The 12737-nt window shown below is 52.2% G+C and carries 15 protein-coding genes; 6 read left to right on the forward strand and 9 right to left on the reverse strand.

Features of this window, described 5'->3' with window-relative positions:
* Nucleotides 1–132: 132 nt before the first annotated feature.
* The gene (locus C173_RS04430) at nucleotides 133–1242 is read left to right on the forward strand and encodes an NADH:flavin oxidoreductase (protein ID WP_036722829.1); all 1110 of its coding nucleotides are present in this window, start codon (nucleotides 133–135) and stop codon (nucleotides 1240–1242) included.
* Between the two features lie 191 nt (nucleotides 1243–1433).
* Here C173_RS04430 and C173_RS04435 read toward each other — a convergent pair whose 3' ends face one another.
* Together C173_RS04435 and C173_RS04440 are read right to left on the reverse strand one after the other, a co-directional pair.
* The gene (locus C173_RS04435) at nucleotides 1434–2180 is read right to left on the reverse strand and encodes a nucleotidyltransferase family protein (protein ID WP_036722831.1); all 747 of its coding nucleotides are present in this window, start codon (nucleotides 2178–2180) and stop codon (nucleotides 1434–1436) included.
* Entirely contained in the window at nucleotides 2177–2872 is a 696-nt protein-coding gene (locus tag C173_RS04440; protein ID WP_036722832.1) for a TetR/AcrR family transcriptional regulator, read from the reverse strand. Before C173_RS04440 ends, C173_RS04435 begins: the two co-directional genes overlap by 4 nt.
* A 315-nt stretch (nucleotides 2873–3187) precedes the next feature.
* Here C173_RS04440 and C173_RS04445 point away from each other — a divergent pair, with 315 nt between their 5' ends.
* Nucleotides 3188–3997: an SDR family NAD(P)-dependent oxidoreductase gene (locus C173_RS04445; protein WP_036722833.1), complete on the forward strand. Its 810-nt coding sequence runs from the start codon at nucleotides 3188–3190 to the stop codon at nucleotides 3995–3997.
* 122 nt (nucleotides 3998–4119) lie between these two features.
* Here C173_RS04445 and C173_RS04450 read toward each other — a convergent pair whose 3' ends face one another.
* The gene (locus C173_RS04450; protein ID WP_036722834.1) at nucleotides 4120–4491 is read right to left on the reverse strand and encodes a RidA family protein; all 372 of its coding nucleotides are present in this window, start codon (nucleotides 4489–4491) and stop codon (nucleotides 4120–4122) included.
* 155 nt (nucleotides 4492–4646) lie between these two features.
* Here C173_RS04450 and C173_RS04455 point away from each other — a divergent pair, with 155 nt between their 5' ends.
* Nucleotides 4647–4850 (forward strand): hypothetical protein, encoded by a 204-nt coding sequence (locus tag C173_RS04455; RefSeq protein ID WP_036722835.1) that lies wholly within the window; start codon nucleotides 4647–4649, stop codon nucleotides 4848–4850.
* A 2-nt stretch (nucleotides 4851–4852) separates the two neighbouring features.
* On the opposite strand, the gene C173_RS04460 is transcribed toward C173_RS04455, so the two are convergent.
* Nucleotides 4853–5701 carry a hypothetical protein gene (locus tag C173_RS04460; RefSeq protein WP_036722836.1) on the reverse strand — a complete coding sequence of 283 codons (849 nt, stop codon included), beginning with the start codon at nucleotides 5699–5701 and terminating at the stop codon, nucleotides 4853–4855.
* Between the two features lie 165 nt (nucleotides 5702–5866).
* Between C173_RS04460 and C173_RS04465 the strand changes: the two genes are divergently transcribed.
* Nucleotides 5867–6217, forward strand: coding sequence for a helix-turn-helix domain-containing protein (locus C173_RS04465; RefSeq protein ID WP_036722837.1), 351 nt, complete (start codon nucleotides 5867–5869; stop codon nucleotides 6215–6217).
* Between the two features lie 31 nt (nucleotides 6218–6248).
* Complete coding sequence (locus C173_RS35300; RefSeq protein WP_081751006.1) at nucleotides 6249–6380, forward strand: helix-turn-helix domain-containing protein; 132 nt, start codon at nucleotides 6249–6251, stop codon at nucleotides 6378–6380.
* A gap of 84 nt (nucleotides 6381–6464) precedes the next feature.
* On the opposite strand, the gene C173_RS04470 is transcribed toward C173_RS35300, so the two are convergent.
* From C173_RS04470 to C173_RS04485, 4 genes are all read right to left on the reverse strand, one after another.
* A complete protein-coding gene (locus C173_RS04470; protein WP_036722838.1) occupies nucleotides 6465–7391 on the reverse strand; it encodes a stalk domain-containing protein in 927 nt (308 codons plus the stop codon).
* Nucleotides 7392–7523: 132 nt separating this feature from the next.
* Entirely contained in the window at nucleotides 7524–9254 is a 1731-nt protein-coding gene (locus C173_RS04475) for an Imm51 family immunity protein (RefSeq protein WP_036722839.1), read from the reverse strand.
* 285 nt (nucleotides 9255–9539) lie between these two features.
* Nucleotides 9540–10388: an anti-sigma factor gene (locus C173_RS04480; RefSeq protein WP_036722840.1), complete on the reverse strand. Its 849-nt coding sequence runs from the start codon at nucleotides 10386–10388 to the stop codon at nucleotides 9540–9542.
* Complete coding sequence (locus tag C173_RS04485) at nucleotides 10381–10962, reverse strand: RNA polymerase sigma factor (protein WP_036691711.1); 582 nt, start codon at nucleotides 10960–10962, stop codon at nucleotides 10381–10383. The genes C173_RS04480 and C173_RS04485 overlap by 8 nt, the downstream gene beginning before the upstream one ends.
* A 202-nt stretch (nucleotides 10963–11164) precedes the next feature.
* Between C173_RS04485 and infC the strand changes: the two genes are divergently transcribed.
* Nucleotides 11165–11683: a translation initiation factor IF-3 gene (gene infC / locus C173_RS04490; protein ID WP_081751009.1), complete on the forward strand. Its 519-nt coding sequence runs from the start codon at nucleotides 11165–11167 to the stop codon at nucleotides 11681–11683.
* A 443-nt stretch (nucleotides 11684–12126) separates the two neighbouring features.
* Here the strand turns inward: infC and C173_RS04495 are convergent, their stop codons facing one another.
* Complete coding sequence (locus C173_RS04495) at nucleotides 12127–12720, reverse strand: GNAT family N-acetyltransferase (RefSeq protein WP_235191766.1); 594 nt, start codon at nucleotides 12718–12720, stop codon at nucleotides 12127–12129.
* Nucleotides 12721–12737: the final 17 nt, after the last annotated feature.

Below are 12737 nucleotides of genomic sequence, written 5' to 3' on the forward strand. Positions count from 1 at the left end.
ACAGTTTTTCCGGCTTCTAGCTTAAGCAACAACTTGGGCAGTTTGTTGGTTGAAGGGAGGATTGGAGCTTGTTACTATTGCATTCATACCCCGCTTTGAGAATAATCATTCAACCTACAGGAGGCGTTAACCATGGCTAAACAACAGGAGCAAATCCATTCACTGGAGACCTTATTTGAACCGTACACGGTTCAACAATTAACTATACCCAACCGGATTGTAATGTCACCGATGGCGCGTGCTTTTTCACCGGAGGGAGTACCGGGTGAGGATATGGCAGCGTATTACCGCCGCCGTGCTGAGAATGGGGTGGGGCTAATCATCACCGTTGGTATGATTGACCATCCGGCAGCAAGCAGTGATCCGGGACTGGCTAATCTCTTTGGTGAGGCCGCTCTGAACGGCTGGCGTGAAGTCGTTAGACAGGTTCATGAGGCCGGCGGTATCATTTTTCCGCAGTTGGCACATATGGGAATGATTCGGCCCATGGGTTCCCAGCCTCACCCGGATGCACCATCAATCGGGCCATCAGGACTCGACATGCAGGGGAACAAGATAAGCGAGCCGATGACAGAAGAAGAAATTGCCGGGGTCATTCAGGCCTATGCCGATGCGGCAGTGAATGCACAGCAAGCTGGCTTCGACGGAATAGAGCTCTCCGGCGGTCACGGCTTGTTGATTGACCAGTTCTTCTGGGAAATAACCAATCAGCGGACGGACCGCTATGGCGGCGATTTCCTGAAGCGTACCCGGTTTGCAGCCGAAGTTATCCAGGCCGTCCGCGCTGTAGTCGGACCGGATTATCCGATTTCCATCCGGTTGTCCCAGTGGAAGATGGCGGATTACACGGCGAAGCTGGTGGATACACCGGAGCAGCTGGAGCAATTCCTGGATGTGCTGGTACAGGCAGGGGTGGATATTTTCCACATCTCGACCCGCAGGTTCTGGGACCCGGAATTCGCGGGCTCGGAGCTGGGTCTCGCCGGATGGGTGAAGAAGCTTACCGGGAAGCCGACGATTGCCGTTGGTTCCGTAGGCATGGACAATGATCCCGCTGAAGGCGGGGATGCAGACCGTCAAGGGATGGAGGAGCTGCTGAAGCGGCTGGACCACCAGGAGTTCGATCTGGTAGCGGTTGGACGCGCACTTCTGGGTGATCCGGCATGGGCGAAGAAAATCCGTGAGGGCAGGTTGGAGGAAATTCAAGCCTTTACTCCAGAGGCGGCGGCCCAATTGTACTGAATCATAGATAATCTCCAAGAACCGCTCTACTACCCTTTCTCTGCCATATCCGTTTTCTGCGTCCGGAGCACCGGGAAGACACCCCTTAGGGACTCCTTCAGCGGAGGACGAATATTATTCTCTTCAAATAAAACGCACGGGATTGAGAAATTCTCTCTGTATCCGTGCGTTTTTTTGATTATTAACCCAGGTCACTCTGCCTGTTCCCCCAGCCTGGCCCGCATCTCCGCATAGGCCTCCGGGGTGCCAACATCATCAATCGTCCCCTCCGTATAATAGGCCCGCATCTCCTGACGGGAATGCAGCCACTCGGGAAAATAACTCGGCGCATCCGGGTTGCCCCCTTCAGCCAGATAACGGGAGAACAGCGGCAGCGTAGACCGTTTGTAGATGTACAGCGCGAATACGCCAATGTTCGAGCGGGGCGCTTGCGGCTTTTCCTCAAGCGACAAGACCCGATTCTGCGCATCCAGCTCCGCCACACCGATACTGCGCAGCTCTGCCGGATCATCTACCGTCCGCACCAGAATACAGTCGGTATTCACCTTGTGAAAATAGTCCAAATACCCCGCGAGGCCGAAGCCCAGCACATTATCGCCTGCCAGCACCAGCAGATCCTCCTGCGGCTGCTCCCGCTCCAGCACAAACTGGATATCGCCAATCGCGCCTAGCCGCCCCTCAGGAGAAGAAGTTCCATCGTTCAGGATACGAACCGGCTTGCTCCCCTGGTACTGCCCGGCCCACTGTTCAAAAGCATGGAAAAAGCGCTCATTCGTCACCACAAGAATCTCCGAAATCTCCTCCAGTACCTCCAGACGCGCGGCCAGCAGATCCAGAATTGTCTTGTTCCCTTGCACCGGCAGCAGCGGCTTAGGCGTGTCTAGCGTTAATGGATACAGGCGGGTCGCATACCCCGCAGCCAAGATTAATGCAATCATCCTCTATCCGCTCCTCTGTCCGGTGTAGATGCTGCGAATAAGGCTCTGGACAGCAGAACCATGGTTTGTTTGTATACGGTATGGGCGGCATCGGCATCGCCAAGGAACCCGCCCATATACAGGTGAATTACACCGTGCAGCGATGACCATATGGCGGCGACAAGAGCCCCGGTCTCTTCCTGGTCCGAAATCAGTCCCTGCTGCTGGGCGGTAATGATTAGAACTTGTAATTGGCGTATGGCGGTCAGTGTTCCCTGCATACTCTCCGCATCCGGCTTGAACTCGGCAAAAGCTCCTCCAAACATCAGCTTGTAGTAGCTGCTGTGCTCCTGTCCGAACTGCCAGAAGGCTTCGCCCAGATCCAGCAGATGCTGTAACAGATCTGAAGAAGCCGGCACTTCTTCAAACCGCTGGGCCAGTATTTTGCAGCCCTCCAGATATAATTGCTGGGCCAAACCCTCTTTATTGACAAATAAACTGTAGATGATCTTGGTGGAACAGCCCATCCTTTGCGATACTTTACGCACCGTAACGGCCTCTGGCCCCTCTTCCTGGAGAATGGCAGCGGCGGCATCCACCACCAGCTTACGGAGATTCTCCGTATTTTGCAGACGGGCTTCCTGATATGTTTTTAATACCCGCCCCGTGGAGGGTGCAGGTTTGTCTTCGCTACGGATAAGAATCACCTTCATTCGGTTATCATGTTATTGACCAGCAACAGAGTTGCCGGGTTCTAACAGGAATTCTAAACATTTGAACATAGGTTGTCAATTGAACCCTCATGCGAAAAAAACAGATTGACACAGCAGTATTCTTTTGGTTACTATGATTCATATAAGAAACAGTGTTACCAATTGTATTAACGCCGCCGAACACGAACGTATACGGCTGAGAAAGAACTTATGCCACTAAGAACGAACTTATGCCCGCTAGGATCGGTCATATTTTTTTCGCAATTCGGTAACGTTGTTTCCATTATAAAACACTGTTGTAGAAGGAGCAGAACTATGAATATTAAAGGAAAATGGTCGTTAATCACCGGAGCCTCTTCGGGAATCGGCGAACAGTTCGCCAGACAACTCGCCAAGAAAGGCAGCCATCTGGTGCTTGTAGCCAGATCCAAAGGCAAACTGGATGCGCTCGCAGCCGAATTGACCCGAAGCCATGGAATACAGTGCCGGGTAATTCCCCAGGATCTATCGCTTCAAGGTGCTGCCGGAGAGCTGTATCAGACCTGCCAGCAGCTAGGCCTGAGCATCGATCTCCTGATTAACAATGCGGGCTTCGCCACCCACGGACTGTTCGAGCAGGTCTCCGGGGAGCGCCAGCATGATGAGGTGATGCTGAACGTCGCCGCTGTAGTGGATATGACTCATTTATTCCTTCCCGCAATGCTCCACAATGGGTCAGGCGCCGTTATCAATGTCTCGTCTACGGCAGGCTTTCAGCCGCTGCCTTATATGGCCGTCTATGGGGCGACCAAAGCTTTTGTCTTGTCCTTTACCGATGCCCTCTACTGGGAGAATCGTGATCGCGGTGTGCAATTCTTCGCCCTGTGCCCAGGCTCAACAGAGACGGATTTCTTCAACGTAGTGGGTACGGAGGATGCTTCCGTCGGCGGCGCGAAGGACTCGCCTGAGCGGGTAGTGGCAATTACACTGCGCGCTATGGCCCGAGGAAAACAGTACATTGTCCCCGGATTCCGCAATTACCTGGGCGCCCAGATCTCCCGCTTCATGACCCGCAGACAAAGCCTGCGGCTGGTTGGCAGCATGCTTCGCCCTGCCCCGAAGGAGCATAATGGACAGCCGTCATAATCCTGAAGGAACATTGTATGGTATCACCGCTGCCCTAAGTCATGTATCCAGCCGCAACTTTTAGGCAACCCAAACAGCAGCTCATCCCGGCAGGAGGGCTGCTCTTGGGGTTGGAATTACCGCTACGTACGTGGACGGTACGCTACACCGTCGATCTGGACCTTCAGTCCATCCGGGCCGCCCACATGCGCGAACTCGGTGGAGATCGTTTTGCGGGCAGGGTACTTGCCTTCGAATCTGCGCTTGAACACCTCTTCCATAACCGGAATATCCCACACATCCCGCAGCAGAATGTCCACCTTCACCACATCAGTTAGGGTAAGACCTACCTGACCCAGACGGCCGCTCATATCATTCAGCGCACCGTCCACCTGCTCCTCCACTGTCCCGCCAACATTACCTACACAGAAGCTCAGGAAAATGAAGTCCCCCGCCTCTACAAAACCGGAGTATGCATATTCCTCATTCACATCATGTCTAATGATCTCGCCCATTCTGGTTCTTGTCTCCTTCTCGCCTGAGATAAACCCAGTATAGCAGGGAAAATTATACATCTGTATGACATATTTTGAGAGGAGGAATATGGTATTATTGCAAAAAGACTTATATTATCATATTTAACAGAGAAATTTCTGAATGGAGGAGAACCATGAAGCGATTCCTGAAATCAAAGTCTTTTCTGATTACATCCGCCCTGTTTAGCCTGCTGTTCATTATGAATATCATATCGACCCCCGACAGTACGGGGATGGACATTGCACTCAGTATTCTCAAATCTGTATTGGCTGGTTTAATAAGCGGCTTTATTATTGGCGGCATTCTCTTTCTTTTGCTTAACAAGAATTCAATTTGACCTTAGACTCCCACAAGCGGAGTTTCAGGAAGCTCCAAAGCAGCCTGCTCCAGACACTCTGCCAGTACCTCACGGTACCGCCGTTCCTCTTCTACCGTCACTTTCCCACGCAGCAATTCGAATAGTGCAAGACAGCGCTTGAAATTCCCGTCATGTCCGGCCTGGTGGGCCAGCCTTAAAGATTGCATCGTCCAGTTCAGCGCCTCGGGGAGTCTGGCTGCCCGTTTATGATAGAGAGCCAAATAATAACAATAGTCGAAATAATGCGAGAGATTGCCCGCATCCTCATAGTCCCCAAACCCGGCACTCTGCTCCGCGAACGTATGCAGCAGATCATCCACATCTAGTCCGTAATGCACCGCTGCCTGCAAAATAGTCCCTAACCCCGGCAGCAGCTCCTCGGGATTAGCCTGTAAGAAATGGGCATACTCCTCCAGCAATTCCGTCCTGCCAGACAGAATCTCTACCATATACAGATTGGCACGGGCCAAATATCTGAATTCTCCGGCAATTTCCTCCCCCTCTACTCCCAAATCCTCCATCCAGCCAAGCTCGGCATAGCGGTATATCATCTCTCTAGCCTCTTCATACCTCCGCTGTTGCTGATAGGCAATGCCCTGCATCATGTGACTGAACCCGAAGTAATACACGAGGGGAAGCTGCGAGTCCATAAGCGGTACCGGAAGCCCTTTAGCCTTGTGATACTGCCGCTCCTCATAGATACACTGTGCATAGCTGTAAAGAATACCCGCCGTGTTCAGCATCTTGTCCCAATCCTCTAAGCGATATGCCATTTCCAGCATTTCAACGATAATGTCCGGATGAAGTAATTTCAGGATAGAAGGGCGCATGGGTGGGGCCTCCTTTATTATCCATTTTAAGTTAATTGTATAGCTGAATGTATATTTGGTCAATACAATTAGTACTTTTAAGTACAATTTAATATTCATTAAGTTTGAGTTTAGTTATCTGTAATGGTTAGCGCGCCTCTTCTAACCTTAAGTGGAGGTGATACCATGAATTTACCAGAAAGTGTAGGAAATCGGATACGTGAACTCAGAAAGGCCAAAGGATGGACACAAGAGCAACTAGCTGAGGCAGCGTCACTGCACTACAGTTACATAGGTGGTGTTGAACGGGGAGACCGTAACATTTCTTTGGAGACACTGGAGAAAATAATAGCTGCCTTCCAAGTTCCAGCAATAGAAATTTTTCGCTTTGAGGATGAAAGTGACCGCCGCAAGGTGTTAGATGAACATATGATTTTGATTAGTGATAGGAGTATTGAAGAAATAGTTGCCCTCACTAAAATAAATCGGGAAGTGATTGTTACACTAGATATCTCTGGAAGAAAGGATACTAACTAAATTAAGCCTTACTTCTAAGAGGTGAGCCAAGATGCCAGACGAGTCCAAAACAGAGCTTGTAAAAAGAATCGGAGAACGCATCCGAAGATTGCGCAAAGAAATGAACCTCTCGCAAGAGCAGCTTGCAGAACGGTCAGGTCTACATACCAATTATGTGGCTTGATGTAAGGCTGGGCGGTTACTAACACCCAGCCTTACATTCTCTAGAGTCACGGCAATCCCAGAACAGCCACCATAGGATCACCCATCATTGTTCCTCTGGAATATCCACAATAATATAATTTTCCTTCAGTTTAGGTTGAGGAACCTCGGCTTCTTTATAAATAACCTCATTCCAGTTCTCCTTATTAATCAAACCATACCCCGTGGAAGTAATATGAGGCATCCAGCGAAAGCTTGCGAAGGTCGTAGCTGTAAAATCCGGTAAGGAACCATCCTGCTGCGTAAAAGAGCGGCCTATGAAATAAAGGTTCTCTTGCTTACCGGCCTTGTCGCCAGTGAGAGCCTGCCACTTAAGGTAAGCTGTGTTCTTCGTCAACTGATAATAACGGATTACATTATTATTAACCTCGATGAACCGGTCCTTTGTAGTTGCCGGAAAATAATATTGGAGACTGGCGGTTTCCAGCGAGGGTTCAAAGTCCTTCTTGAGCTGTGAAACTCTGGGAAGATTAATCGCAGCATTTCTCGCAGTGCTTAACTCGCTGCTCTTTACATCAGCCAACAATTTCGCACTTGGTTTTGACACAAATGCCGTTTGGGTGTCTGGATTCCAAGTTACTGAACCGTCCAACGCTTCGGCAACAAAACGTAAAGGGATCATGGTTTTACCATTATGAATAAACGGAGCAGCGCTTAAGGAAACGGAAGCTCCATTTTTCAGTGCTGTTGTATTATTTATGGTCAACTGCAGACTTGTGCCACTCCCCTTCACGGTTACTTGCTTAGTCGCATTATTCCAGGCAAACGTTAACCCGCCTAAGCTTTGGAGTGAAGTCAGGCTAAAAAACACCTGATTCTTCTTGTTAAGAATGTCTTTGGCTTCTAAATCGTTATTATTCACAACTACTTGTGTTCCTTTGGGACTCTTGCCTGCTGCAGACGCCGTATGTGCTACCGGTGCCAGAAACGCAGCACATAGAACAATAGATGAACATAGGATCAACTTCCTCATTATACACCCTCCTAAATTTTACATTCTATATATGAGAGACGCAAAAAGATCCATAAAGTTCCTCGAAAGTACTCTTATAACAATACAGGACCGCCCTATAATACAGGCAGTCCCGTTATTGTCTTATCCGCGCTAGTCCAGCTCTGCACGCGAGAACAAATCGCGGATGAGCACATCATCCTCGCAAGCCAGCTTGAAGGCAGTGGCGAAGGCAACCAGCGCCTCAGCGTCGGAGGAATAGGCGCAGAACATACCTGCCTCCGGGTCGAAGTGGATAATACCGGCCAGCTCGGGCATCTTTTCCTCCAGGAATACCGCTGCCAGCGAGCCCCAATCATATCCATTGCCCTCGAAGCCCTCCTCCTCCCGTGCAGCGAATACCTCTGTCTTATAATTGCCAACGCTCAGAATGACCGACTTGCCGCCGTTATCCTGCTCCACGATTATAAAAGGCTTCAGATCTACAGCTCCCCCTACTTCTGCTTCCTTCAGCTTCTCAAGCAATTGTTCCTTCGCCTCATCCGTGAACCTGAGCATCCCTTCAGTCTCTACAATCCTTCCCTGCCGGATCCGCTCATCCAGCCAATCCGAGATGAAGCCCGGGGCATATCCGCCTGTGCTGAATTCACCGCCGAACGCGATCATTTTGGAATAAATCTCAAGATACTGGTCACGGCTCGTATTCGGGTAAGCGCTGGTATAGAGCCAGAACTGCAAATCATACATCAGGGTGGATTCTTCGTCCACATGAAGTGAGAAATGGCCCTTCTTCTCAACAATGCGGGTACATATCTTGCGGATAACGCCCTCTATATCGTCCATTTCGGTAACCTGGTCGCACAGCTCCTGAAGCAGCGGAGAGAATGGCGCGGACCCTACCTTCCGCAGATCCTCCTGCTTATCCTCCTCCGAGGTATCATAGACCTCCTCATTCACCAGCCCGCGAATGAAAGTCTCATAGTCCGGGGCCAGGAACGTAATCTCATAGTTGCTCTCCTGGTCCACATGAATCACCTCGGGTTCCCCTTCCGGGCCGCAGTGACGGTAATCCAGCATAATGACATCATGTCCTGCGGAGGGACAGTCGCCGAAGACCACGCCGATATCGGGGTAGCCCCACTCCTCAATCATGAAACGGCTGCCCACCTCTCCGCAGAGGGAATAGAGTTTGTCGCGGCCGATCCCGGCAATTCCCGAAATTGCGACATGATCTTCTGACCAGGAAGTGGGTTCATTCACCGGAAAACACGTATTGCGGGGAATCCCGCCGTTATGCTGCTTCATCATGGCGATGTAAGAGGCCGGCAGCTTATAACCCACTTCCTGCTCCACAGAGGCAATCAGCTCGTCACTGGGCAGCGGGGACACATACTCCTTCAAGGCATAGTCACTGTCCTCCCAGAAATCCGCGCAATAGTCGAGGAATGCACCAAGGTCTCTACCACCCCCCTCTCTATTCACCTTCAAGGCCTCCAGCGCTTCGGCGCGTCTTGCCTGCTCTCTTGTCTCACGCTGGGCGCCTTCCCGGCTCCACTCCAGCATTCTTCCGGTATCCCCGTCTCCCGGCTCCAGCTCCTCCGCACGTTCAAAGGCATGAATAGCCTGCTCATACTGCTTCAGATGATAGTAGGAATACCCTATGCGGAATTGCCACAGCGGATCCTCCCCGCCTTCCTTGGAGATGCTGAGCAGCTGCTCCAGCGCCCGCCCATATTCACCCAGGTTATTGTAGGCTCTGCCTAATTGGCCGATACACTCATAATCTCTTGCATCCGGCGGAATCTCCAGAATACGGTCCACAATCTGCTGATATTCATCTTCTTCATGCCAACGCTTCACCTGTTCCAGCAACGCCTCATTCATGCCTTTAACCTCCCTAATTGGACACTGCAAAACAAGCCTGTCCCCTATTCCCAAGGACTGCTTTTTGTCAGTATATTCGCTATTACCCATTCACCGGAAAATCACAAGATTAAACAGGTCTCCGGCTACGAAGGCTGACCCCCCAGCTCAAAAAAGAGGCTGCCCAGCATTGCGCAAAGCATAGAAATTCTTAACTTCGAACAAACAGCCGGGAATCATCCTCCCGGCTGTTCAGCTTCAAGTCTATTCATTTCCGCTCGCCTGGACGCGGCACTGCCTTGCCCGCTAACCCTGCTTAATCGGCGCTGCGAGAATCATCTTCCCGCGCGGGGTAACGCCCGCACCATCCGGCTCCAGTGTAACGGCTATGGTATCATAGGCCTTCGGGTCAAAGGAATAATACAGTGCCCCGTTTCCGTCCTGTGAGATGAAGGTGCCCGCATTCACCGGCTTGTCCCCCTTGATCAGCCATACCTGATAGACCTCCGTGCCGGTAAGCTCGGGTAGCTCTTCTGCCTGAAGTACAAGATGGGTGCCGGTAGGGTCTGCGACAATCGTTGCTGTACCCTTGGCGGTAATCCCTTCTCCCGCCGGACTAAGTGCTACTGCCTCATTCACCTTAAGCCCCTGGAGCGGTCCGGTGCCGGAGGCCAGCTGCTGCTTCAGCTCAGACACATTTCCGCGCAGCTGGCCGGTGTAGACGACCAGGAGCAGTACAGCCACAGCCAGTCCAAGGCTCAGGTACCCCCAGAAGCGGGTTCTCTTGGGCTCCGGGATGTTTAATTGGGGCAAGCCCTGCTCTGCTGGAGGAGTCCTCGCTGGCTCTTGCTCCGCAGCCCGCTCTGCATCAGGCTGAATATTCAGCAGGCGGGACTCCGGCCGGGCTGCCGGTGCGCCCGCATTCCCGGACTCCAGCACCCGTGACAGGATGCGCTCCTTCATGCCGGAGGGCGGGTCAACCGGCTCGGATGCAAGCGGAAGATGGTCTAGTACCTGCCGGTATTCCCCCACCAGCTCTCTGCATTCCGCGCATTCTGCCGCATGGGCAGCGAATTGCTGCATTTCCTCCGCCGTCAATGCGCCCAGCGTATATAATTCGGCCAATTCACAGAGTTCCTCATTGTGTTCACTCATGCGCATGATCCCTCCTTCCCCAGTGCCGTAACGATTTGTGAAGCTGCTTCATCGCCAGCCGGACTCTTCCCTTGACCGTGCCCAGCGGGATTGCCGCAAGCTGTGCTACCTCCTGCTGGGTGTAGCCCTGGTAATAGATCATATCCATTACCTGTTGCTGGTCGCGGCTTAATCCCAGCAGCGCCTCTCTGATCTGTTCCCCCGCCATCTGCAGCTCAACGAGATCCTCGGTGAGCGCGCTGTGGTCCTGAACCTGCTCCAGATTCCCGGAATCGGCGGATTGCCGCGGCAGCCTGGCGTCCCGCTTACGGAGATAATCGATCGCCAGATTGCGGGTCACCGCGAACATCCAGGTGAGCAGCTTGCCTTTGCCGAAGTCAATCTGCCCCGCATTCTTCCACAGGCGCAGGAACAGCTCCTGCATAACCTCCTCGGCAGCCATCGAATCCTTCACGATCTGGTAAGCAAAGCTATAAATGACCCGTTCATACCGGTCATAGAGCAGTTCGAGGGCATTCGAGTCTTTCTGTGCAATAAGCAGAATTAACTGCTTATCGTCAGCTGTGTCATTCAATTGCCATCCCCCATTCAACAGACAATATAGTAGTACCAGTGGTGCCATACTGAAAAACCTGCGTCCACTGAGTATAACCGCTTTGCACAACCGTCTCAACCTGCCGGGCTGACAGCTGCAGGCATTCGGCAGCCGTTATTGAAGCCCTGCCCGCTTCCATATATGATAGCTATATCATATCCGCAAAGGGAGGATCATTACCGTGGCCGTACTGATGAATGAACAGATTAAGGCAGCCGAGGTGGAGCTGACCGGGCTGAAGGGCGAGAAGCTCGGCACCGTATCCAGAAGCGAGGCGCTGTCCAAGGCCAGAGCCGCAGGGGCCGACCTGGTCTGCACCTCGCTGATGAGCAGCCCGCCGCCCTGCAGCCTGGTCGCCAAGGGCAAAGGCAAGGCGGCTGCGCAAGCGGCCCGCAAGAGCGATACCAGCCGCCCGCAACAAGGCGGCGGAAGCACCCGGGAGAAGGTGAAGGAGCTGCGCTTCACCGCCCATATTGAAGAGCATGACTACGACACGAAGCTGCGTCAGGCGGACAAGCATCTGCGCTCCGGCAAACCGGTGCAGCTCGTTGTAAAGTCCTCCGGCGCCAAGGAGGCCGCCGCTGCGAAGGCAGTGCTGGAGCGGCTCGTGGCCGATCTGAAGGAAGCCGGAACCAAGGCCTCCGGCCTGCAGACCAGCGGCAAAGGCGCACAGGTTAGAGTTAATCCGCGGACGAATTAGCTGCATCCAATAGAAGCATAGTAGAGCACCAGAGTAACATTTGTGATAGCTACTTTAACCAACCGCTTGCTAAGCGTATGCCATACCCTGATTAGGGGCAAACGGTATGCTTTAATTGTAATTCGTACAGCTAAATCATCAGATGTACCGCCAAATGTACAGTTAGCTGTATTTCCTACAACTAAATCGCCCAATTTACCCGGATCTCCCCCATTCGAGCAGATTTAGTTGTACAAACTACAGTTAGAAGAGGAAAACCATCCTTATCAGGGTTTTTAAATGCACGGAATACAACTATCTCTGAATGTTCAATTCGAACGTGCCAGATTCCGCCGATTAATCAAAACTACTGCATTCTATACAGCTGCATCCATCACGCATAAACGGGTGCTATCCCCCTCAGGGACGGCACCCGTTATTTGTTCCAGCTAAATTTGTTCCAGTTACTCCAAGTCACCTTTAAACCGCTCCACAAACCACTCCTTCCTCAGCACATGCAGCAGCTCCCCATTGCAATCCTCATAATCGCCGGTCAATCCGGCCAGCTCCTGCTCCACCCGGAAGCCCAGCTTCCGGAGCACCCCGAGCGACGCGGTGTTGCGCGGATCTGCCTTGGCATATAACTGCTCCAGTCCGATCACACCGAAGGTGTAGTCCGCCATCGCCGCAGCAGCTTCGGTAGCATAACCCCGGCCCCAGTGTTCGCGCCCGATCAGATAATACAGCTCCGCATCCGGCGCCATGAACTCCAGCACGCCGGTCCCGCACCAGCCGATCAGCCGGCCGGTGGCCTTATCGCAGACGGCGAACGAATATTTGAACGGCAGCTCGAACGGCGTATGATAGCTGAACATCAGCCAGCGGAACATCCCCTCATACTCATGCATGGACATGACCTCCATATGCATGAAGGCCAGCACCTCCGGGTTCTGCATCAGCTCGAACGAAGCCATAAGATCACTTTCCATATAGGGACGGATGATTAACCGCTCCGTTTCGAGCCTCATCCTGGACAGTACCGGATTCATAATACGCATACCCTCACCTTCAAGTT

The organism is Paenibacillus sp. FSL R7-277 (assembly GCF_000517965.1).
GTDB classification, from domain to species: Bacteria; Bacillota; Bacilli; order Paenibacillales; family Paenibacillaceae; genus Paenibacillus_AQ; species Paenibacillus_AQ silagei.

What these genes read in the sequence shown, in the direction of transcription:
- C173_RS04430 (WP_036722829.1), top strand. Translation starts at nt 133, where the DNA reads ATGGCTAAACAACAGGAGCAAATCCATTCACTGGAGACCTTATTTGAA.
- C173_RS04435 (WP_036722831.1), bottom strand. Translation starts at nt 2,180, where the DNA reads ATGATTGCATTAATCTTGGCTGCGGGGTATGCGACCCGCCTGTATCCA.
- C173_RS04440 (WP_036722832.1), bottom strand. Translation starts at nt 2,872, where the DNA reads ATGAAGGTGATTCTTATCCGTAGCGAAGACAAACCTGCACCCTCCACG.
- C173_RS04445 (WP_036722833.1), top strand. Translation starts at nt 3,188, where the DNA reads ATGAATATTAAAGGAAAATGGTCGTTAATCACCGGAGCCTCTTCGGGA.
- C173_RS04450 (WP_036722834.1), bottom strand. Translation starts at nt 4,491, where the DNA reads ATGGGCGAGATCATTAGACATGATGTGAATGAGGAATATGCATACTCC.
- C173_RS04455 (WP_036722835.1), top strand. Translation starts at nt 4,647, where the DNA reads ATGAAGCGATTCCTGAAATCAAAGTCTTTTCTGATTACATCCGCCCTG.
- C173_RS04460 (WP_036722836.1), bottom strand. Translation starts at nt 5,701, where the DNA reads ATGCGCCCTTCTATCCTGAAATTACTTCATCCGGACATTATCGTTGAA.
- C173_RS04465 (WP_036722837.1), top strand. Translation starts at nt 5,867, where the DNA reads ATGAATTTACCAGAAAGTGTAGGAAATCGGATACGTGAACTCAGAAAG.
- C173_RS35300 (WP_081751006.1), top strand. Translation starts at nt 6,249, where the DNA reads ATGCCAGACGAGTCCAAAACAGAGCTTGTAAAAAGAATCGGAGAACGC.
- C173_RS04470 (WP_036722838.1), bottom strand. Translation starts at nt 7,391, where the DNA reads ATGAGGAAGTTGATCCTATGTTCATCTATTGTTCTATGTGCTGCGTTT.
- C173_RS04475 (WP_036722839.1), bottom strand. Translation starts at nt 9,254, where the DNA reads ATGAATGAGGCGTTGCTGGAACAGGTGAAGCGTTGGCATGAAGAAGAT.
- C173_RS04480 (WP_036722840.1), bottom strand. Translation starts at nt 10,388, where the DNA reads ATGAGTGAACACAATGAGGAACTCTGTGAATTGGCCGAATTATATACG.
- C173_RS04495 (WP_235191766.1), bottom strand. Translation starts at nt 12,720, where the DNA reads ATGCGTATTATGAATCCGGTACTGTCCAGGATGAGGCTCGAAACGGAG.